22 protein-coding genes, 1 tRNA gene and 1 pseudogene are annotated in these 20406 nt (G+C 63.7%); 6 read left to right on the top strand and 18 right to left on the bottom strand.

Annotated features, from left to right (window positions below; genetic code table 11):
* Positions 1–11 precede the first annotated feature (11 nt).
* From araA to AC1L6K_RS05900, 4 genes are all read right to left on the bottom strand, one after another.
* Positions 12–1532 (bottom strand): L-arabinose isomerase, encoded by a 1521-nt coding sequence (gene araA, locus AC1L6K_RS05915; RefSeq protein WP_480951784.1) that lies wholly within the window; start codon positions 1530–1532, stop codon positions 12–14.
* A gap of 34 nt (positions 1533–1566) precedes the next feature.
* On the bottom strand, positions 1567–2256 hold the full coding sequence (locus AC1L6K_RS05910; protein WP_480951783.1) for an L-ribulose-5-phosphate 4-epimerase: 690 nt from the start codon (positions 2254–2256) through the stop codon (positions 1567–1569).
* Complete coding sequence (gene araB / locus AC1L6K_RS05905; protein WP_480951782.1) at positions 2253–3986, bottom strand: ribulokinase; 1734 nt, start codon at positions 3984–3986, stop codon at positions 2253–2255. The genes AC1L6K_RS05910 and araB overlap by 4 nt, the downstream gene beginning before the upstream one ends.
* A gap of 381 nt (positions 3987–4367) precedes the next feature.
* Positions 4368–5405: a LacI family DNA-binding transcriptional regulator gene (locus AC1L6K_RS05900; RefSeq protein ID WP_480951781.1), complete on the bottom strand. Its 1038-nt coding sequence runs from the start codon at positions 5403–5405 to the stop codon at positions 4368–4370.
* Positions 5406–5531: 126 nt separating this feature from the next.
* Between AC1L6K_RS05900 and AC1L6K_RS05895 the strand changes: the two genes are divergently transcribed.
* Positions 5532–6503 (top strand): aldose 1-epimerase family protein, encoded by a 972-nt coding sequence (locus AC1L6K_RS05895; protein ID WP_480951780.1) that lies wholly within the window; start codon positions 5532–5534, stop codon positions 6501–6503.
* Between the two features lie 78 nt (positions 6504–6581).
* On the opposite strand, the gene AC1L6K_RS05890 is transcribed toward AC1L6K_RS05895, so the two are convergent.
* The gene (locus tag AC1L6K_RS05890) at positions 6582–6959 is read right to left on the bottom strand and encodes a glyoxalase superfamily protein (protein ID WP_480951779.1); all 378 of its coding nucleotides are present in this window, start codon (positions 6957–6959) and stop codon (positions 6582–6584) included.
* Between the two features lie 195 nt (positions 6960–7154).
* Between AC1L6K_RS05890 and AC1L6K_RS05885 the strand changes: the two genes are divergently transcribed.
* Positions 7155–7787, top strand: coding sequence for a hypothetical protein (locus AC1L6K_RS05885; RefSeq protein ID WP_480951778.1), 633 nt, complete (start codon positions 7155–7157; stop codon positions 7785–7787).
* A 299-nt stretch (positions 7788–8086) separates the two neighbouring features.
* Here the strand turns inward: AC1L6K_RS05885 and AC1L6K_RS05880 are convergent, their stop codons facing one another.
* From AC1L6K_RS05880 to AC1L6K_RS05845, 8 genes and pseudogenes are all read right to left on the bottom strand, one after another.
* Positions 8087–8344 (bottom strand): HPr family phosphocarrier protein, encoded by a 258-nt coding sequence (locus AC1L6K_RS05880; RefSeq protein WP_480951777.1) that lies wholly within the window; start codon positions 8342–8344, stop codon positions 8087–8089.
* Positions 8341–9273 (bottom strand): annotated as a pseudogene (locus AC1L6K_RS05875) (alpha/beta fold hydrolase). Before AC1L6K_RS05875 ends, AC1L6K_RS05880 begins: the two are co-directional and overlap by 4 nt.
* A gap of 3 nt (positions 9274–9276) precedes the next feature.
* Positions 9277–9414 (bottom strand): alpha/beta fold hydrolase, encoded by a 138-nt coding sequence (locus AC1L6K_RS05870; RefSeq protein ID WP_480951776.1) that lies wholly within the window; start codon positions 9412–9414, stop codon positions 9277–9279.
* A 109-nt stretch (positions 9415–9523) separates the two neighbouring features.
* Positions 9524–9805, bottom strand: a complete 282-nt coding sequence (locus tag AC1L6K_RS05865; RefSeq protein WP_480951775.1) for a hypothetical protein — start codon at positions 9803–9805, stop codon at positions 9524–9526.
* A 126-nt stretch (positions 9806–9931) separates the two neighbouring features.
* Complete coding sequence (locus AC1L6K_RS05860) at positions 9932–10375, bottom strand: Fur family transcriptional regulator (RefSeq protein WP_480951774.1); 444 nt, start codon at positions 10373–10375, stop codon at positions 9932–9934.
* Between the two features lie 83 nt (positions 10376–10458).
* Positions 10459–12171 carry an ABC1 kinase family protein gene (locus AC1L6K_RS05855; protein WP_480951773.1) on the bottom strand — a complete coding sequence of 571 codons (1713 nt, stop codon included), beginning with the start codon at positions 12169–12171 and terminating at the stop codon, positions 10459–10461.
* Between the two features lie 5 nt (positions 12172–12176).
* Positions 12177–12719 (bottom strand): PadR family transcriptional regulator, encoded by a 543-nt coding sequence (locus AC1L6K_RS05850; RefSeq protein ID WP_480951772.1) that lies wholly within the window; start codon positions 12717–12719, stop codon positions 12177–12179.
* A gap of 221 nt (positions 12720–12940) precedes the next feature.
* Positions 12941–13798 carry an IclR family transcriptional regulator gene (locus AC1L6K_RS05845; RefSeq protein ID WP_480951771.1) on the bottom strand — a complete coding sequence of 286 codons (858 nt, stop codon included), beginning with the start codon at positions 13796–13798 and terminating at the stop codon, positions 12941–12943.
* Between the two features lie 463 nt (positions 13799–14261).
* On the opposite strand from AC1L6K_RS05845, the gene AC1L6K_RS05840 reads away from it, so the two are divergent.
* Positions 14262–14831, top strand: a complete 570-nt coding sequence (locus AC1L6K_RS05840; protein ID WP_480951770.1) for an OsmC family protein — start codon at positions 14262–14264, stop codon at positions 14829–14831.
* A 293-nt stretch (positions 14832–15124) separates the two neighbouring features.
* Positions 15125–15256, top strand: a complete 132-nt coding sequence (locus tag AC1L6K_RS05835) for a hypothetical protein (RefSeq protein ID WP_480951769.1) — start codon at positions 15125–15127, stop codon at positions 15254–15256.
* Between the two features lie 107 nt (positions 15257–15363).
* On the opposite strand, the gene AC1L6K_RS05830 is transcribed toward AC1L6K_RS05835, so the two are convergent.
* From AC1L6K_RS05830 to galU, 5 genes are all read right to left on the bottom strand, one after another.
* Positions 15364–15436, bottom strand: a tRNA-Ala gene (locus AC1L6K_RS05830).
* Positions 15437–15578: 142 nt separating this feature from the next.
* On the bottom strand, positions 15579–16373 hold the full coding sequence (locus tag AC1L6K_RS05825; RefSeq protein WP_480951768.1) for an SDR family oxidoreductase: 795 nt from the start codon (positions 16371–16373) through the stop codon (positions 15579–15581).
* 105 nt (positions 16374–16478) lie between these two features.
* Positions 16479–17297 carry a hypothetical protein gene (locus AC1L6K_RS05820; RefSeq protein ID WP_480951767.1) on the bottom strand — a complete coding sequence of 273 codons (819 nt, stop codon included), beginning with the start codon at positions 17295–17297 and terminating at the stop codon, positions 16479–16481.
* Between the two features lie 217 nt (positions 17298–17514).
* The gene (locus AC1L6K_RS05815) at positions 17515–18129 is read right to left on the bottom strand and encodes a GNAT family N-acetyltransferase (RefSeq protein ID WP_480951766.1); all 615 of its coding nucleotides are present in this window, start codon (positions 18127–18129) and stop codon (positions 17515–17517) included.
* Positions 18130–18133: 4 nt separating this feature from the next.
* Positions 18134–19036 (bottom strand): UTP--glucose-1-phosphate uridylyltransferase GalU, encoded by a 903-nt coding sequence (gene galU / locus AC1L6K_RS05810; RefSeq protein ID WP_480951765.1) that lies wholly within the window; start codon positions 19034–19036, stop codon positions 18134–18136.
* Between the two features lie 80 nt (positions 19037–19116).
* Between galU and AC1L6K_RS05805 the strand changes: the two genes are divergently transcribed.
* Complete coding sequence (locus AC1L6K_RS05805) at positions 19117–19800, top strand: 5-formyltetrahydrofolate cyclo-ligase (RefSeq protein WP_480951764.1); 684 nt, start codon at positions 19117–19119, stop codon at positions 19798–19800.
* Between the two features lie 155 nt (positions 19801–19955).
* Complete coding sequence (locus tag AC1L6K_RS05800) at positions 19956–20306, top strand: FmdB family zinc ribbon protein (protein WP_480951763.1); 351 nt, start codon at positions 19956–19958, stop codon at positions 20304–20306.
* Positions 20307–20406 lie beyond the last annotated feature (100 nt).

Below are 20406 nucleotides of genomic sequence, written 5' to 3'. Positions count from 1 at the left end.
GGGATCCGTGCTCAGAACCCCTGGGCCAGGCGGTAGTAGGCCTGGTTCCAGCGGATCTCACGCACGAAACCACGCTGCGTGGTGTCCTCGTCAATGACAAGAAGTTCGGCTTCGAAGATGTCCGCGAAGTCCTGGAACGCCTCAATGCCGACGGCGGTGCTCATCACTGTGTGGTGGGCGGCCCCGGCTTCCAGCCAGGCGGCGGCGGAGGTGGCAAAGTCGGGCAGCGGCTTCCACACGGCCCGGGCCACGGGCAGGTTGGGCAGCGGCTCGTCCAGCGGCACAACCTCGACCTTGTTGGCTGTGAGACGGAAGCGTTCACGCATGTCCGAAAGTGCCACAACCACTCCGGTGCCCGGATCCGCGTCGAACACCAGGCGGACAGGATCCTCGCGGCCGCCAATGCCCAGCGGGTGCACCTCCAGTGAAGGCTTGGTGGTTGTCAGCGACGGACACACCTCAAGCATGTGGGCGCCGAGGATCTTTTCCTCACCGGGAACCAGGTGATAGGTGTAGTCCTCCATGAGGGAGGCCCCGCCGGGCAGCCCCTCCCCCATCACCTTCGCGGCGCGGATGAGCACTGCCGTCTTCCAGTCGCCCTCGGCGCCAAAGCCGTAGCCGTCAGCCATGAGCCGCTGCACTGCCAGGCCCGGGAGCTGGCGCAGTCCGCCCAGGTCCTCAAAGTTGGTGGTGAACGCACCAAAGTCCCCGGCCTCAAGGAAGCTGCGCAGGCCAAGTTCAATCTTTGCCCCGTAGCGCAGGGAATCGTGGCGTGCGGCGCCCGGGTGGAGTTCGGGAGCCACGTTGTACAGGCGCAGGTATTCGGCAATGAGAGCGTCAACATCTGCTTCGGAGGAGGCGTCAACGGCCTCGGCCAGTTCGTTCACGGACCAGCTGTTGACGGAGACGCCAAACCGGATTTCGGCTTCGGTCTTGTCGCCCTCAGTGACGGCCACATTGCGCATGTTGTCGCCAAAACGGGCCACCTTCAAGGTCCGGACCTGGGCCACTGCAGCGGCCGCACGCGTCCAGGTGCCGATCTTTTCACGCACCAGCGGGTTGGACACGTGGCCCACCACTGTCTTCCGGCTGACGCCCATGCGTGATTGCATGTAGCCAAATTCCCTGTCACCGTGTGCTGCCTGGTTCAGGTTCATGAAATCGAAATCGATCTCCGCCCACGGCAGTGCCACATTGGCCTGGGTGTGCAGGTGCAGCAGCGGCTTGTTCAACTCGCTCAGCCCGCGGATCCACATTTTGGCCGGTGAAAAGGTGTGCATCCAGGCGATGAGCCCAATGACCTTGTCGTCGGCGTTGGCATCAATGGCCGCCCGGCGGATGGACTCGGAATCCTTCAGCACGTCCTTGAAGACAACGCGGACGGGAATCTCTGCTGATTCCTGCAGCGTCTTGACCACTTCGGCCGACTGCTCGGCGACCTGGCGCAGGGTTTCCTCGCCGTAGAGGTTCTGGCTTCCGGTCAGAAACCAGACTTCGTATCCGGACAGGGAGTTGTTCAACTGCAAAGACATTTTCATTCCTTCGAGACAGGAGGCGGGTTGGGGGTTACTGTCCGTAGACGTTTTGGTAGCGCTGGTGCAGGCTGTCGATGTGGGAGCTGTCGATGGGAATCATGGGTCCCAGCTCGCGTGAAAGGTGCACGGTGCGGGCAACTTCCTCGCACAGCACAGCCGCCTTCACCGCGGCCTTGGCCGTGGCCCCGATGGTGAAGGGGCCGTGGTTTTGCATCAGCACGGCGGGCGAGCGGGAGCCCGCCAGCGTCTCGACGATGCCGCGGCCAATGGAGTCATCACCGATCAGGGCGAACGGGCCGACGGGGATTTCGCCGCCGAACTCGTCGCCCATCATGGTCAGCACGCACGGGATTGCCTCGCCACGCACAGCCCAGGCAGTGGCGTAGCTTGAGTGGGTGTGTACAACCCCGCCCACCTCCGGCATGTGCCTGTACACGTAGGCGTGCGCTGCCGTGTCGGACGAGGGCGCCAGCTCAGGGTTGCCCCACCCGCCGTCGACGGGGGTTCCATGCAGGTCGGTGACGACCATGGATTCGGGGGTGAGTGCGTCGTAGTCGATTCCGGAGGGCTTGATAATCATCAGGTCCTCGCCGGGCACCCTGGCCGAGACGTTGCCGGCAGTCCAGACCACCAGTTCGTAGCGGACGAGTTCGGCGTGGAGGCGGCAGACTTCGCTGCGCAGGGCTGCGACGGCGGCTGTTGTTTCGGGTGAATAGCTCATGCTGTCGCTCCTGACTGGACCAAGGTCGTGGGCCCGGCTGACGAGTCGTCAGCCGGGGCCGGCGCACCCTTGGTGCGTGCGCCGCGGGCAAGGGCCTTGAGCCGGTGCATGACGTCGTTGGCGCCGCGGCCAAAGTAGTCGTGCAGCAGGCGGTATTCGGCAAAAAGCTCGTTGTAGGCGGCAACGTTTTCCGGGATGGGGCTGACAACTGCGCGGTTCACGCTGCCCATGGCCTCGGAGGCTGCCATGATGTCGGGATAGAGTCCCGCCGCCACTGCTGCGTGGATGGCGGATCCCAAGGCAGGGCCCTGGCTTGAGCCGATCGTGGACAGCGGCAGGTTCAGCACGTCGGCATAAATTTGCATGAGCAGCTGGTTCTTCATGAGCCCGCCGGCCACGATGAATTCCGTGACGGGAACCCCGGCGGCGTTGAACGTCTCCACGATGACCCGGGCGCCAAATGCTGTTGCCTCCAGCAGCGCCCGGTAGCCGTCCTCGGGTGTGGTGGCAAGCGTCTGCCCCACCACGACGCCGGAGAGCTCGTGGTCAACCAGGACAGAACGGTTGCCGCTGTGCCAGTCCAGGGCTACAAGCCCGTGTTCGCCAATGTTCTGGCGCTCGGCAAGCGAGGTCAGGTATTCGTGGATGCCCAGGCCCTTCTTGGCCGCCTGGGCAAGGTAATTTGCGGGCACGGAGTTCTTGATGAACCAGCCGAAGATGTCGCCGACGCCGCTTTGGCCGGCTTCGTAGCCGTACAGGCCGGGGATGATGCCGCCGTCGACAACTCCGCACATGCCTGGCACTTCGCGGAGCTCATCGGAGCTCATGACGTGGCAGGTTGAGGTGCCCATGATGGCCACCATCTGGCCGGGTTTGACGGCCTTTGCCGCCGGCGCCGTGACATGGGCGTCAACATTGCCCACGGCAACCGGGATGCCCTCGGGCAGGCCGGTCCAGGTGGCGGCTTCGGCGCTGAGCCCGCCAGCCGAATCCCCCAGGCTGCCGATCGGGTGCTCAACCTTGTCCGCAACGAAACCGGCAAAATCCGGGTTCAACGCTGACAGGAAATCTTCCGACGGGTATCGGCCGTCCTGCAGGATGCCCTTGTAGCCGGCCGTGCAGGCGTTGCGTACGTAGTTGCCTGTGAGTTGCCAAACGATCCAGTCGGCGGCTTCCACCCAGTGGTCCATGGCCGCGTAAACTTCCGGGGCTTCCTCCAGCAGCTGCAGGCCCTTGGCGAACTCCCATTCGGAGGAAATCAGCCCGCCGTAGCGCGGCAGCCAGCTTTCCTTGCGCTGCCGGGCCAGCTCGTTGATGCGCTCGGCCTGCGGCTGTGCTGCATGGTGGCGCCACAACTTGACGAAGGCGTGCGGCTCGGCTGACCACTCCGGCAGTTCGCACAATGGGGTGCCGTCGGCCGTGGTGGGCACCATGGTGCAGGCGGTGAAGTCGGTGCCGACGGCTTTCACATCGGCCGGGTCGATCCCCGCTTGGGCAATGGCAGCCGGAACTGCCTGCTTGAGCACCTGGCGGTAGTCCTCGGGAACCTGCAGCGCCCATTCAGGCGGCAGCCTGTCCGCCGCACCTGGCAGTGACCGTTCAACGACACCGTGCGGATACTCCACGACGGCGGAGGCCAGCTCTGCCCCGTCCCGCACGCGCACCACGACTGCACGCCCGGACAGGGTGCCGTAATCAATGCCAATTACGTAAGACTCCTGCGTCCCCATAATTTCCTCTCAGCTGATGTTTGCGGCACGCCATGGATGGCGGCCAAAATAAATGCACTTGTGAACGCTAACAATACCGTTTCATCCAGCCAAGTCAAGGGTTGTTCATCGATATGGACACCGGCCGTCGCATACCCAGCTGTCCGGGCAAACCGCAGGGGTGGCACCAAAAAATGCGCCGACCGGGGCTTGACTCGGTACAGTAGCCTGAAACCGCACGGTCGCCGGCCCGCGTGGCAAGATTCTTCGGACGTCACCGCGGTGTTCTGCGGCTTGGATCGACGACCACCACTTTACGGGCAATTTGAAATGAAATCTGTGAGCGCTAACAATCGGGCCGTCATTTCTGTCCGATGCACTGTCGAGGATGCCCCGCCCGGCCTAACTGCGGGTCAGTGCCACAGGCTTCGGCCCGGTGCTGGCCCGCAGTATCAGGTGGGGTTGGATGCGCACCGAGAACAACGGGTCATTGCCGGAAATGCCGTCAAGGATCATGCCAACGCAGCGGCGCCCCAGTTCGGCAAAGTCCTGCCGCACTGTCGTCAGTGGCGGGAAATAAAAACCAGATTCGGGGCTGTCATCAAAACCAACAACGGACAGGTCGCGCGGAAGCCGCAAATTGCGCTCATACGCGGCACGGATCACGCCAAGGGACATCTGGTCGTTGGCGGCAAAAACGGCAGAACATTCGCTGTTGTCCAACAGCTGTTTCCCGGCAAGGTAGCCGGACTCGGCGCTCCAGTCCCCCACAAGCAGGGGGCCCGGCTCCAGTCCTGCACCGGCCAGGGCTGCTTCCCAGCCGCGGCGCCGGGCCTGGGCGTCAAGCCAGTCGGCCGGGCCCATGATGTGGGCAATGTTGCGGTGTCCCTGGTCGATCAGGTGCTGGGTTGCCAGCCACCCGCCGCGCTGTTGGTCGACTCCCACGCTCTGCACTCCCGCTGCACCAATGTCACCGATGGCGACGAGTGGAACTCCCGGGCGCAGGCGTTCGATGGTGCGCACAATTTCTTCCTGCGGGGCAATGACCACGAGCGCGTCAACTTGATGTGCGAGGTGGTATTCCACCGTCTCGTTGATGGCTTTCTCGCTCATGTCCGGCAGCCCCACGGTGTTGACAGCGTAGCCGGCGGCGTAGGCCGCTTCCTGGATGCCCAGCAGGATGTGCGCCGGACCGTAATGCTCCATGCTGTGGGCAACCACGCCAAAAGTTTCCGACCGCCGGGTCACCAGCTGCCGTGCCGCTGTATTGCGCCGGTAGCCAAGCTCGGCGATGGCGGCTTCGACCAGCGTGCGCGTCTTGGCGCTGACATTGGGATGGTTGTTGATCACCCGGGAGACCGTTTGGTGCGACACCCCTGCCCTGGCAGCCACGTCCTCCATGACGGGAGGACGGTCGTTCGACGAAACATGGTCAGTCATTGTCAGCCTGTTCTCCGGCACTGCCCGGCATGGTTGACGCCGGGGAATCGGTCCCCGGCGGCGTGTCCAACTTCAATCGTGCTAAAACCGTAAGACACTCACACTCATTCTCGCAGAGGAAAACGCATGTCAAACATTTTCAGCCAGCCGGCGTCAGGCGTCCAGTTCACCCTTGAATCAGGCCCCTACCGTGCCGTGATCGCATCGGTGGGTGCCACACTGCGCTCACTCACGCACGACGGACGCAACCTTGTGGTGCCCTTTGAAGCCGGGGAGATCCGGCCCGGCTACAGGGGAGCCAATCTTGTCCCCTGGCCCAACCGCATCGCCAACGGCGCCTACACCTTCAATGGCGAAAATGAGCAGCTGGGAATCAATGAGGCGGACCGGATGACGGCCCTCCACGGCCTGGTGCTCTGGAACGACTGGAAACCGCTGGACCAGGCGCCCTCGGGCGTCGTCCTTGGCACCGTGATCGAGCCGCAGGCCGGGTACCCGCACCGGCTGGAGGTCCAGGTGGAGTACACACTCAGCGAAGCAGGCCTTGACTGGCACATCTCGGCGAGCAATGTGGGTACGGGCCCCGGAACCAAACCGGCCCCCTACGGCGTTGCGCCGCACCCCTACCTGGTCGCGGGAAGCGGACCGGTGGACGAGTGGACGCTGGAACTGCCGGCCGCACAGGTTCTGGGTGTCACCGCCGACAGGCTGCTGCCCACCACGCTTGCCGCTGTCGACAACCACGACGGCGGCCGCTTCGACTTCCGGCAGCCACGGGCCCTGGGCAGCACGGAGATCGACCATGCCTACACAGGCTTGGCGCCGGTCCGGGACACCTCCGAAAATGAGGGCTGCGGGGACGTTGAAGTCCGGCTGTTCTCCGCCGGGGGATCCGGCGTTCTCATGCGCTGGAACCCTGCCGTCCTGCCGTGGGTGCAGATCCACACGGCCGACCGTCCCGAACCCGACTTGAACCGGATCGCCCTGGCCGTGGAACCCATGAGCTGCCCTCCCGACGCGTTCAACTCAGGCGACGACCTTGTCATTCTTGCCCACGGCGAGCGCCACGACGCACGCTGGCTCGTCGCAGCGCTCTAGCCAGCTTGTGCGGCGGCACCCGGGCCGGCGTCCCGCCGTCGTGGGTTCACAGTCCGTGCCCGCAACGATCCCGCGGGATCAGCCCGTCGGGCGGTTCGGCAGGTATTGCAGCGCCCATTTGTTGCCGTCCGGATCGGCGAAGTTCACGAAGTGGCCCCAGGCCTGGACGTCGACGTCGCTGACGTCCACGCCGTTGGCCGCCAGCTGGTCATGGGCTGCTTGAATGTCGCCGACAACGATCTGCATCATGGGCGCGGTCCCGGGTGCGGCGTCGGTCAGCCCCTCACCGATGCAGATGGAGCAGGCCGAGCCGGGCGGGGTCAGCTGCACAAAGCGGATGCCGCCGCCGGGCCGCTCGTCGAAGTCGGCGTTGAAGCCCACCTTGTTCACATAAAAATCCTTGGCCCTGTCCACGTCGGAGACAGGCACAAATATGAGTTCCAATTTCCAGTCCATGCCGGACACGCTACGCCGAAGGCCCGCCCGCCAACAGGGTTTGGGCAGAATTCGCAGGGGAAGCACTCCCGTAAGTTGCGCCCCGGAACCATTGGCTTACGGGCGGGAATGGGTCAGGATGTAATCATCAGTTCAGGCGCCTGCACGGTGGCACATCGGCGCGGCCGGAGTTGCCGGACTTTTGGGAAGAATGCAATGGGCGGAATTGATGATCTCCTGGCAGCGTCCGACGACCGGTGGTCTCGGGCCATGAAAAAAGCGCAAGGTGTCGAAGACATCGGACTGGGCCCAGCCGTGAAAAGCTATTACACACGATATTTTCCCGCTGGCGTCCTCGCCTTGATGGCGGCCGGAACCGGGGCCGGGATTCTAATTCTTGGAGCTTCCCCGCCCGCCTGGGCAGCGTACTTGAGTGTCGGGTTTATCTTTGCCACGGCCGGCATCTTTATTGGCGGACTCGTCTATAACACCAAAAAAGTTGCGCCCACGGTACGGTTGAACACCGTTGACGTCCTGTTTCCGTTGGCTGACGAAGAGCGAAAATACATTAACCGCCAAATTGCAGGCAAGGCACCGCTGGATCACGAACATCTGCCGGTCGTACGGGCGGGTGCCGTTCAACTTCGAAAGAGCCTGGCCACACAATTGATCTTCTTTCCTGCCTACGTATTCCTGTTTGCTGCCCAGGCGGCGAACTGGGCCGGGCGGGATACGTCCTTCTTTTGGGTCATGGCGATTGCTGTCGTTGCGGCGATACTCGCAATGGGGTTCCTGGTCCGTGAATTTAGGCGCAGCAGCCGGTTTCTGGCAGGAATTTCGGGCGGATGACACCCTGCCGGCCCGTGCAGGTGGAGTCGACGCCCGGGCTGACACCGTTGATCCTGGCACCACGGGCGCCCCATGCCAGGCTCACCGCCTGTACGCGCAGCTGAGCCGGACACATTCGCCTGGCCGAAGTGAAGATGAGCTACACCTGATCACTGGCTGCGGATCTCCAAGCGTGGACCAACGCCGCGGCCGGTGTGTTGCAGGATCCCGCCGGGCGTCCGCTGGTGCTGGCAATGGTGGAGCCAAAAAAGCACCCCGACCCGGAGGTCGAGGTGCTTTTGCTTGGGTGGGAAGAACCGTCAGCCGTCCAGGTCCTTGGCAATCATGGCCGCAATCTCCGCCACGGCTGCGGCGTTCTCCGACTCAACGGTCACGGACGCACCAAAGTCGGCGCCGAGGGTCATGATCATGAGTGCCGAGGTGGCATCCGCCTCGTCGGCACCGTCGATGCTGAGCAGGATCTCGTCGTCGTAGGCCGCTGCGGCCGTGGCAATCATGGCGGCGGGGCGGGCGTGCAGGCCCACAGGGGAGCCAACTACAACAGTTTGCGTGGTCATTTCTTCACTCCTTGGAACATTTCCGGGGTGGATGGGGAAAGCAGCTCGCGGGCAGTGGCCCTGGCCTGGGCCTGGGCCGCAGTGGTGCAGCGGAGCACGGCCGTTGCGGCCTGCCGGCATTGCTCCTGCGTCACGGACTCCAGCTGCAGGCCGACGGCGGCCACAGCGTTGGGTGCCATGGACAGGCTGCCCAGCCCGAGGCCCACCAGGATGCAGGCGAGATACGGATCCGCCGCTGCCTCGCCGCACACGCCGACGGGCTTGGCTCCGCTGACGCCGGCCGCAGCCGCGAAGTGGATCAAGTGCAGCACGGCCGGCTGCCACGGGTCTGTCAGGGCGGCAAGGGAGGGTGCCATGCGGTCGGCGGCCATGGTGTACTGCGTGAGATCGTTGGTGCCGATGGACATGAAGTCCACCTAAGCCAGAAACGCCCCGGCCAGCAGGGCGACGGAAGGCACCTCGACCATGATGCCGGGCGAAAGCTTCCGTGAACGGCAGGCGGTGGCGAAGTCGCGGGCCTCATCGATCGTGGCAACCATCGGCGCCATGACCTTGGCCGCGGTGACGCCCTGCTGTTCGGCGGCGAGGGCCACGGCGTCGAGCTGGCGCGCCAGCAGTCCCGGATCCCCCTGCCCGAGCCGGATGCCCCGCACACCCAATGCCGGGTTCTCCTCGTCGGGATGGACAACAAACGGCACGGGCTTGTCGGAGCCCGCATCGCTGATGGCGACCAATGACCGCACCCGCTCCGGATGTTCCAGCGCGAGCAGCAGGCCGATGATGGCGCCGTCGCTGTAGCCGACCAGGTGCACCGAATCGAGGCCCTGGGCATCGAGATAGGACAAGGCATCTGCGACTCCGCGCGGATAGCTGTACTCTTCAGCGATGTCGGCCGAGCGTCCGTGTCCGGAGCGTTCAAGGGCGAGCACCCGCTAGTCGGGGACGAGCGCGTCGGAGATCTTCCGCAGGGACTCCAGCGAGCAGAAGCCCCCATGCAGAAGGAGGACGGGCTCCCCGGAACCGGCCACCTCCGAGTACAGTTCTGCGCCGTTGATCCGCAGGTGCGTCATTTGGTTCAACTGTCTCCTTGGTGCCGTCCCCGCCGCATTCGACGGGGACCCGATCATTCGTCGGATAATACCAGTTCAGTGGGCTGGCCTGGCGGCCAGCACCCGGCGATTATTTCGAGGAACGGAATTCGCTTGTCACGTAGGAAGCTGCACGCCCGGCGGGACTGGCGGCTGTGCTCACATAGCTTCCCATCTGCCCGGATCGGTCTGCGCTTGTCGTCACGTACGTTCCCGCCTGCCCGGTTCGGGCTGCGTCTGTCGTTACGTATGTTCCGGCGGCAGCGGTGCGTGGTGCCGGCGAGCCGCCCAGCATGGCTGCCCCACCTTCGGTTGATTCCGTCAGGAAAGTGCGCATGAAGGGATGGCTGGGTGATTCAAATGAGTTGTTCAAGATAGCTCCTCTGGGGTTGCTTGATAGGGGCGCGGCAAATGGCGCCACGTCATGTGGTGGGTGGCGGCATTGCTGATTCAACCCGCCAGTGGGTTTGTTGTTTGCGTTTGCCGCTTGTGCGGCGGGCTAGGCGTCAGCCGTGGCCAGTTGGCACGCGGAGCAGATGCCCCAAAAGGTAATCTCTGCAACCTGTATGGCGAAGCCATTCACGTTCGACGGCGTCAGGCACGGGCTTTCGCCGATGACGCAATCCACATCTTCAACTGCCTTGCAGTTGAGGCAGACGAGGTGGTGGTGGTTGTCGCCCACCCGGGTCTCGTACAGCGCCGCTGAGCCTGCAGGTTCGATCTTGCGCACCAGTCCTGCAGAGACCAGCGCAGCCAACACTCCGTAGACAGCCTGCAGGGAAGTCTTCGGCAAGTGCGTTGCGGCTGCGGAAAATACTGTCTCCGCATCCAGGTGCCCCTGGCCGGAGAGCACACCAAGAACTGCGACGCGCGGTGCCGTCACCTTCAGCCGGGCCGACCTGAGTCGTCCCGCCAGAGCCTCTTGCTGCGCGTCCAATGCCATGCCTCCATCCTAACAGTTGTTTTTAGTTACTCAAAACAACTGTTAGCCTCATCACCTGTAGCGTTATGAGCCGTTGCCGGGCGTCAGCGGCGTCGTCGTCCCATCCAGAACATATGCAGCAGCGGAAGCGCCGCCACGATCATCAGCACGTTGCCAAACACGGCGTCCCCGGATCGAACCACGGCGCCGGCGATCAGGAGTGCACCGAAGATTAGTGCGGATGCCACTTGCTGCGCTGCGCGGACCAGCCGTGCCAACCGCCGCTCGAGGCTGGGGCTGGCCACCGGCAGCGAACCGGACTCGAGGCGGGTAAGGAGTCCATCCAGACGTTTCGGCAGGCGGAAGGTGACCGCTGCGGCGTCGAGCGCCTGGGTTGCCACGTCCTTGACAAGGTTGCCGCGCTCGTCCCGCAGCAGCTGCGCCGCATAGGGCTCCACCGAGTCCCACAAATTGAATCGGGCATCCAGGGAACTGCACACTCCAGAGGTCAGTGACATGGCACGGATGATGAGCAGAAAATTCTCCGGCAACTGGAACGGCAGCGAGCGGACCACCTCGCCAAACTCCCCGGCAAAATCCTGGAACTCGCGCGGGTCAACCTCGCGAAGCTCGGCGAAACCCATCCCACCAAAGCGGGCAAAGAGCTGCGTCATCGCCCGTTCAAGCTCCGTCGTGTCGGTCGACGGCACCAGCACACCGACATCACCGATCGCGGACACCAGGCCCTTTCCGTCCCGCGAGGCGGCCGCGATCAGCAGTTTCCGGAGGCCGCTGCGCGTGCTCGCCGGCACCTCGCCCATCATGCCAAAATCGATGAATGTCAGCTTCCACGGCCGTTCCCCGGCCGGGTCGACATGCGGAGTGATGAAGATATTGCCGGGGTGCGGGTCGGCATGGAAGAAACCGCTGGCGAATAGCTGGTCGAACATGACCGACGCAAAAACCGGGGCCACCTGCGCAGGATCGATCCCGGCAGCCAGCAGCGCCTTGGAATCAGTGATTTTAATGGCCGTGACATCCTCGAGCGTGAGCACCCGCCGAGTCGTCCGCTCCCATACGACGCCGGGCACGGTCACCCTGTCATCGCCGTCGAAATCAGCGGCAAACCGTTCCGAATTCGCCGCTTCGTTGAGGTAGTCAATTTCCTCAAGACTGGTCTTCGCAAATTCCTCGACCAACGCTGGCACGTTGACACGTTTGGACACGAAGCGAAGGCGGCCGAGCCAGCCGCCCACCTTTCGAAGCGCGGCCAGATCGACGTCGATAATCGTGGCAATGCCCGGCCTCTGCACCTTCACCACCACGCTGCCGAGCCCGGTGTCTGCGGCGTTTCCGGGCAGAAGTTGCGCCCGGTGCGCCTGCCCGAGGGATGCCGCCGCGATGGGCACTTCCTCGACCCACGCGAACACCGCCTCCAGCGCTGCACCCAGCTCGGCCTCGGCAAGCGCACGGATCGCAGGGAACGGTACGGGCGGCACCTCATCTTGCAGGCCCTCCAATTCGGCGGTGATCTCCGGCGGGAGCACGTCGAGCCTGGACGACATGAACTGACCGACCTTGATCATCAGCCCGCCCAGCTCCACCGCGAGTGCGTGGAAGCGCTGTGCGAACCGCCGCATCCGCCTTGCCCGGGTTCGTTCGGCCACTTTGCCGAGCCCGATGCGGGGCAGGAGCAACTCAAACCACCAGGTGACCGCCAGATGCCACGCGGCGAAGCGCAGGATCCGGCGGTATCGGGCCCGGGTGTCCCCGGCGCCTGGCACCGGCTCCGCCCTGCCGCGTCCAGCCGGCGCCATCCTGGTTAGTCCTGCGCGAGGATCGAATACAGCCGGCGGCGTGCCTCTTCAAGCACCGTCACAGCTTCCTGAACCTGCTTCGTCGTCCCCGTGCGACCTACCTGGGCTGCGGCCTGGGCAAGCTCCACACCTGCCTTGGGCAGTGCCGAGAACCCCGGACCGGATGCCTGCGCTGCAGAGTCCCAGGGAGCCGACGTTTCGGCATTTGCAACCTCTTCGCGGCCTGCCTCGGTTAACGTGTAGTTTTTGCGGCCATTGGACTCTTCAGCGCTGACCAGTCCTTCGTCGGCCAGCAGCTGCAGCGTGGGGTAAATGGAGCCGGCGCTCGGCTTCCAGCTGCCGCCGCTGCGTTCCTCGATTTCCCGGATGATCTGGTAACCGTGCATGGGGCGCTCCGCGAGCAGGGCCAGCACCGCCGAGCGCAACTCACCCCGGCCGGCACGGGTGCCGGCGCGCTTTTCGAACCGCGACCTGAACTCCTCAACTGCCTGCCACATGCCGTCGAGGTTGTTGCCCATGAATCCGCCTGCAGGAAATGAATTATGCATCATGCTCTCCTCAGTCAATCACTAACGATACCCAACGATAGCTAACGATATACCCCGGTGAAGGCTATGGCAATGGTTCGCCGGGACGCAGCCGAGGCGCCACTGCGTACAATTCCTCCACCTCAGACCGCGCCGGGGCCATGCGCGGACGGCCGCCGCTCTCCTCCCGCTCGCACAGGCGAACTGCGCCGGGCAGTTCAGCCTTCCGAAGCCAATCGGAGCTATGACAGGCCATCCACAGTGAGGAGCCGCCGGACATCGTTTTGGTTGAATCTGCGATTCAATCGCAGCAGGGCCTCGGAGAGTTCCTGGGATTCACGGCTGAGCCATTCGATGATTCGGGCTCGTCGCGCCTCGGCCATTCGGGACTCGATGGTGGCCACGCTGAGGGAAGCCACCGGGGTCCCTCCCGCGCCGAACACGGGAACGCCGACGCCCATGGAGCCGGGGATGAGGTGACCGGAGTAGACGGTGTAACCCTGTGCGCGTGACGTGGCGATCATGCCTTGGAGCGCAGAAGGCTCCGGCACGCGTGGGTCGCGGCCGGCACTGCGCCTCTCCCGTGCCAGTATTTCGTCGATTTCATCGTCATCCATCCATGCGAGCAGGGCCAGGCTGCCTGCGCATGATCCCAGTGGCCGGCGGTCGCCCACATTGGGATCAAGGACGCGGATCGGGAAAGCTCCGTTGACTTGGTCTGCGCAAAGCGCCCGGTCGGAGACACGGACGGAGAGGTAGACGGTGTCCTCGGTGAGGTCCGCCAGACGCTGAAGGTGGGGTTGGGCAAGGTCCAGAAGTCCGTGGCGGTTGGACGCCGTGATGCCGAATCCCACCATCGGAACTCCGAGATAGAAGGTCCCTGTTTCTTCATCCTGGTCGATCCAGCCGACATTGACCAAGGTACTGACGAGCCGGTGGGCGGTGGTCTTGGACAGCCCTGTCTTCACAACGATGTCCACCAGGCGGAGTCCGTCGGGGCCTGCGTCCGATATTTCCTGGACGACCGCGGTCGCGCGTTCGACACTGCGTATCCCGCCGGCGGAATCTGCGGAATCAAGTGAAACGTCGTCGTTTGTCATTGCCCCAGCTTATCAACGGCCTTCAATTTCATAAACGTTATTTCGGAACAAAGTTTCACTCTTCGGAACTTTTCCCTTGACGCGAGCCTTGTTTCGGTGCTTTCCTATGAAGTATCCGATTGTGATCCGCAGCACAGCGGAACAGCTCACGCACAGCGATCGTCGCTACCCCCGGAATCCAACACAGCGGCACATCCCCGGCCAAGGAGGTACAGCCATGCCGGCAGCAATCAAGGACAGGGACGTCCTTGGGCTCAGCTCAGCCGCCTACGGGCTAAGTGCCGATCCTTTGCATTGCCGGCTATTTCATCTTCGAAGTTCCCAGCAGCATTCCACTGCCACACCTGGGCGCCCCTGACACGCTCGACTCATCTCGGAATCAAACCCCGACAGCCTTCCCGGCATCGCATTTCAACAAAGTGAAGCCTGGGTTTTCTCACCAAAAACAAATGAAAGGAACATCATGACCGACATAAATACCTTGAGCACGGAGGCTTACGCTGACGTCGAGGCCATCGAAGCGACAGTGGCAGCCGTCACCGAGCAGCGCGAGCTGGGCAAGGTCACCTTCAGCATGCTCAGCGATTCCGCTGGCGGTTTGACCGCCAAGACCGTCACAGGCCCACTTACCCAAGCAGGCATTGCCGACGAATCGCGCCGTGGGAAGTTCACGCTCCACAGCGACGAGCCGGTCTCCCTGCTGGGGACCGACACAGCCATCAGCCCCGCTGAGTACATCCTCGCAGCCCTGGCTGGCTGCTACATGGTAACTCTGGCTTCCCTGGCTGCAGGCAGGAACATCCCGCTGAAGCATGTCGCGCTGACCCTCGAAGCGGACATCGACCTGAGCGGTTTCCTTGGCATTGACAAAAATGTTCGAAAAGGCCTCCAGCATATTAACGTAGACGTCGAAGTCGACAGCCCCGGCACTTCCCGCGAGGACCTGGAAGACCTGATCGGCGCCCTGGAAGCCACGTCCCCGATCCGCGACACCTTGGCCAGCCCGGTTCCCATCACCACCCGCCTCGGCTAACACCGGACGGGCACGGACAAGGCAAACCTTTGGCGGGTGGCTGCGCACAACGCGGCTGCCCGCTTTCATCTTCAATGGAGGAGGCTGTGCAAACTCCAGACGTGACGCCCCATTGACGGTAAAAATGTTCAGATTCGTCGCCACAGCGTCGCCATCAGTGGGGGCGATCAGGCACGTCCGGTCGGTGCAATTGCCTGGCTCGATTATCGACGCGATTCCATCGGCGAACAGGATGTAACCGGGTGCAGCCCCTCACGGTGCCGGAGCTCTGCGTACCGGCGAGAGTGGCCGCTGTGGCTGTGACTTCCTACGCCTACGACTCCCTGCCTGCCGCGGAACGGGCCGGGCTGCCGGACGCCGCGAGGCTGACGGCAGCCCCGGACTGGCTCGACGATGAATCTGGTCCTTCGGCCCCGGAACCATAGGCCCTGATTGACCCCAACCCGTGATATTTCCTTGTCGTTGGGGCCCAAAATGGGCAAAGAAGAACCCCTCTGACCGGAAGTTTTTCCAAGCCAGAGGGGTATTCAGGTGGAGCTAAGGAGATTCGAACTCCTGACCTCCTCGATGCGAACGAGGCGCGCTACCAACTGCGCCATAGCCCCGTGCCGGCGCCAGCATCGCTGCCTGCACCGTCACTTTTCCAGAATAAACCCGCAAGGCGCGGATTCCCAAACCAAAACGTTGGCACGCCGCCTTGACCGCAGTGAAGCCCGGATGCCCCAGCGTTCATCCGGCCACGGCCGGTCAGGCGGAGCCCACGCCCGAGCGCGCTGCCAACCAGTCTCCGAATGCGACAGTCCCCACCTTGTGCTCGGGAACCAGATTCTTGCCTGCCCGCAGGAACGCACCAAATGCTCCCGGCAGCGGCATGACGGTAACCATGGCTTTGCTTCCGGCGGCAGTCTTCCATTCCTGGGCCAGGTCTTTCATGGTCTGCACAGCAGGCCCGCCAATATGAATGCTATTGTGTTCCCTGCCGCCCACCAGGGCTTCCTCAACAAGCACACGTGCCACGTCCGCCGTCGCAATTGGTTGGACGGACACTCCCTTGAACGCAGGCACGATTCCCACCTTGGCTCCCCCGGCAAAAATTCCTGCCAGCAGGTTGTGGAATTGCGTGGAATAGACCACCGTCGTGGGCATGGCTGCCCCTTCATAGCTCAGTGCCCTGGCTGCCTGCGCCTGGTAATAACCTGCGGGGCACTCTCCGGCGCGAACGATCGTCAACAGCACGCAGCGGGCAACACCTGCTTGTTCCGCAGCCGCCAGGACACTGACGGACATGGCGGGAAGGGCCCGCAGTGCGGCACCGGAGCGGGCATCGAGCGTGTCAATCAGGCAATCCACGCCGTCGAGACCGGCAGAAACGCCCTGTCCTGAATGAAAGTCGGCCTGAAGGTAGTCGGCACCTGCCACCCGCTTTGCACCGACTGGGAGGTGACGGCTCAATGACCGCACCTGGTGGCCCGCCGCAACCGCGTGTTCCACAACAGCACGCCCGGCCAGCCCAGTCCCACCTGCCACAGCAATCAACACCATGAAGCTCACCCTACGCCTGACGTGGGGACAAAAGAACACTGGGAAGCAAAGGCCCCGCCCGGAGAGCCGTGCGGGGCACTGCGGGGCACTGCGGGCAAATGAGTGTTAGGCGCGGCGGCGCTGCAGGACGTCGTCCAGGTTGTTCAGTGCATGGGTTCCGCGTTCCGACGCGGCCACATGCTTTTCAGGCTTGGCGGCCTTCTCAACCTTGCCGCCCGAAACGACGGCAGCGTCGGGAACGGCAACGACACCTTCACTTTCACCGGCGACGCCAACGCCTGCCTGGTCAGCCCTGATCGAGGTGCCGGCGGACTTCGGGACCTCGGGAAGCACCAGCGGCTTCTCCAAGGTCAGTGCACGGTTGGCCGTCACGTAGCCGGGGACAGGAACCTCAACGGGCTCCCACGTTTCAACTTCGAGCTTGCCTTCGGCCAGGGTCTGGGTGTGTGCCAGCTTGGCGTCGGCAGTTCCCTTGGCGGCCACACGCAGCGCGGCGGCACGCAGCTCTTCGGCCGTCAGCGGCTTCTGCGCGGGAGCCGGTTCGCGGCCCTCGGCACCGTCGAAGAGCGTCGTCTCCTTCAGCTCCACAGCGTCAGCTGTCGATTCCCGGGCTGCCTGGTTCGCCGTCGCACTTGCACCAAGGCGTGCTGCACGGCGGGCGGACTGGTCACGGACGGCCAGCACGCGCAGCCCGGCGATGACGGCGGCAAACACTGCCAGCGACGTCCAGGACAGCGTTGCCGACCCCATCGAAAACACATTGAGCGCGCCCGAGATGCCCGCAGTAAACAGCGCAATCAAGCCCAAAAGGGCAATAAAAGTCCTGCTCCAACGAATTCTCAGCGAATTCCCAGCAGCCGAGGGCATGGCCGTTGAAGGTCCCGGCTCCACGTGGGTGTGGGCGTCGGAAGTAATGCTTTCCATTGACGTCTCCTGCAACTGCTGGATTGAGTGGACTGGCAACTCGTGTCCGGCCACATTTCAACCCTAAAGGGGAAACATGTCCCTACTGGCATTACTGGCGGTGTGTCGCCAGGTAAGGGAAGAAATCCGTGTCTTCTGATGCCCGACGTCGGGCCGGCCCACCCGCCGCCGGGGCCGGCTGCCCTGAGGCGGCTGACGTGTGGCGGGCTCGCTGGTGCTACCGCGCTGCCAGCCATCGGTTGAGGATTCCCCCGGGAACTTCCTCAGCGGTGAGCGCGAAACTGCGGTGGTCGGCCCACTGGCCGTTGATGTGCAGGTACCGCGGGCGCAGACCCTCGTCCCGGAATCCCAATTTCTGCACCACCCGGAGGCTGGCCGCGTTTTCCGGCCGGATGTTGATTTCCATCCGGTGCAGGCCCAGCTGCTGGAAACAGTGGTCGGTGGCCATGGCCACCGCCGTCGGGACAATGCCGCGCCCTGCACGCCCCTGGTCAACCCAATACCCCAGGGTTGCCGACATGGCGGAGCCCCACATGATTGATGACACCGTCAGCTGGCCCACAATGGCCGGCCTGGGCCGGTCGGGCATCCGCTCGGTGATGATGAACGGCAGGGCCGAGCCCTCGCGGGCCTGCCTGTTCAAGACCCGCACCATCCCCGAATAGGTGGGCAGCTCGCCCTGCCCGGCGGGGTTGCTGGCCTCCCACGGCTGCAGCCAGGCTGAATTGCGGTTGCGTACGCGCGTCCACTCGGCCTTGTCGCGAAGCTTGATGGGGCGCAGGACCAAATCACCACATTCCAAGGTCACCGGCCAGATAGCCTGCCCCCACACGCAACTAGCCCTTGAAGTCGGCTGTGAACCCGCTCAGCCAGTCGCGCAGGTCATCGCCGAGTTCTTCGTTTTCGCAGGCGAGGGTGACGACTGCCTTCAGGTAGCTGAGCTTGTCACCGGTGTCGTATCGACGGCCGGAGAACACGACGCCGTACACGCCGCCGCCCTCGCCCTCCATGGTGGCAAGGGTCTGCAGGGCGTCGGTCAGCTGGATCTCATTGCCACGTCCCGGAGGCGTGTTTTCGAGAACCTCGAATACGGCCGGGTGCAGCACGTAGCGGCCGATGACGGCCAGGTTGGAGGGTGCTTCCTCAACTGAGGGCTTCTCCACGAGATGGTTGACGCGGACATAGTTTTCGCCCTCGACAACGCTCATGTCGGCACAGCCATAAGAGGAAATCTTGTCTTGCGGAACCTCGATCAAGGCAATGACGGAGCCTCCGGTGCGTTGTTGCACCTCGATCATGGTGGTCAGCAGCTCATCGCGCTCGTCGATCAGGTCATCACCCAGGAGCACGGCAAACGGCTCGTCGCCCACATGGGTTTTGGCACGCAACACTGCGTGGCCCAGGCCCTTGGGGTCGCCCTGGCGGACGTAGTGGATTTCGCCCAGCTCGGTAGCGTGTTGGATCGCGTTGAGACGCTCGGTGTCGCCCTTTTCCTCCAGCAGCTGCTCCGTCACGGGAACACGGTCAAAGTGGTCTTCCAGGGCTCGCTTGTTGCGCCCTGTAATCATCAGCACGTCGGTCAGGCCGGCACTGACGGCTTCCTGAACCACGTACTGGATGGCAGGCTTGTCCACGACCGGCAGCATTTCCTTGGGCATTGCTTTGGTTGCGGGCAAGAAACGTGTTCCCAAGCCTGCAGCGGGAATTACGGCCTTGCGTACAGTTTTTGCAGAAGTCATGCCCTTAGGTTAGCTGAAACAGCCCGAAAACCACGGATAATGGCAGCAGCGATAGTTTTCACAGCCCCGACAGGACCAGCATGAGCACACTTGAGAAGGCAGCGTGGCGCGCCACGCTGCGTGCCCGCCGCACGGAAGCCCGCTCCGACACTTCGGCCGCCGCGTGGGCTGCACTTGGCGTGGACTTGTCCCGGACGGCACTGCGATGGCTGGGGACTCTCGGTTCCTTCGCCGATGCGGCCGGAGGCGCGGATGGCCGTGCGGGTGGCGATGCGGGTTCCGGCCACGCCGCCGGAACTGCCGTGTGCGCTTACATTTCCACGGGTGGCGAGCCGCCGACAGATGCGCTCCTGGAGGCCTTGGCGGCTGCCGGGCACACCGTCTATGTTCCCGTGTGTGAACCCGGCAAGCAGCTCAGCTGGACGCGCTGGCATGCGGGCGTGGAGCTGGTCCGAAGCAGCCTTGCCCCTGTCATGGAACCACCAGGGCCCCGGCTCCCCTTCAACCGGTTGGATTCCGTTCAGGCGATCTTCGTCCCGGCACTCGCCGCGGACGACTCAGGGGTGCGGCTGGGACAGGGCGGCGGCTACTATGACAGGTTTTTGGCGGGGGCCGCCTCGGTTCCCGTCGCCGCCGTCGTCCATGACCATGAAGTTCTGGCAGCGGGGCTGCTCCCCCACGACGCCTTGGATGTGCCTGTTGATTGCCTGATCACCCCGGCCGGACACATCCTGGTGGGATCCGGTGCCGACAGTCTTCAATGAAGCCCCGGCGTCTGCAACACTGAAGCGTCGGGAATGACCAGGCTCCGGCGGGCGTTTTAGCTGCAGATGGTAGAATCAGCACTTGGGACCATGGACTGCCAGCCACGCGACTGGTGATCACAGGGTCCCGACGCATGTATCCAGGAGGAAATTCAGTGCCCACGTACGCCTACGCCTGCAAAGATTGCGGCCACGCCTTTGACATCCAGCAGTCGTTCACCGACGATTCCCTGACTGTCTGCCCGGAATGCCGCGGAAACCTGCGCAAGAAGTTCAATTCGGTGGGTGTCGTGTTCAAGGGCTCGGGTTTCTACCGCACTGACTCACGCTCTGCCGCCAGCTCGATTCCGGCAGCTTCCGCCGCAGGCGCTTCCGACTCCGCAAGTGCGTCGGCCGGCAGCTCCGCTGCGGCCAAGTCCTCGGAGTCAAGCAGCGCGACTTCAAGCAATTCTGATTCAGGCAGCAAAGGGGCCAAGAGCCCGGCAACCGCCGGCGTGTCCAGCTAACAACGGACCGCCGCTGCAAGGTCCGTGCACGGGCCATCGCATTTCCCCAGTAATTCCCCCACAGGCCCAGCTGGCCCCGAGGCTGTCCACATTCAGTTGA

The sequence above is a fragment of the Specibacter sp. BI4 genome, from assembly GCF_056680095.1.
The sequence above is the reverse complement of the archived record's forward strand: the minus strand, read 5'-3'. Positions and strand labels throughout refer to the sequence as shown.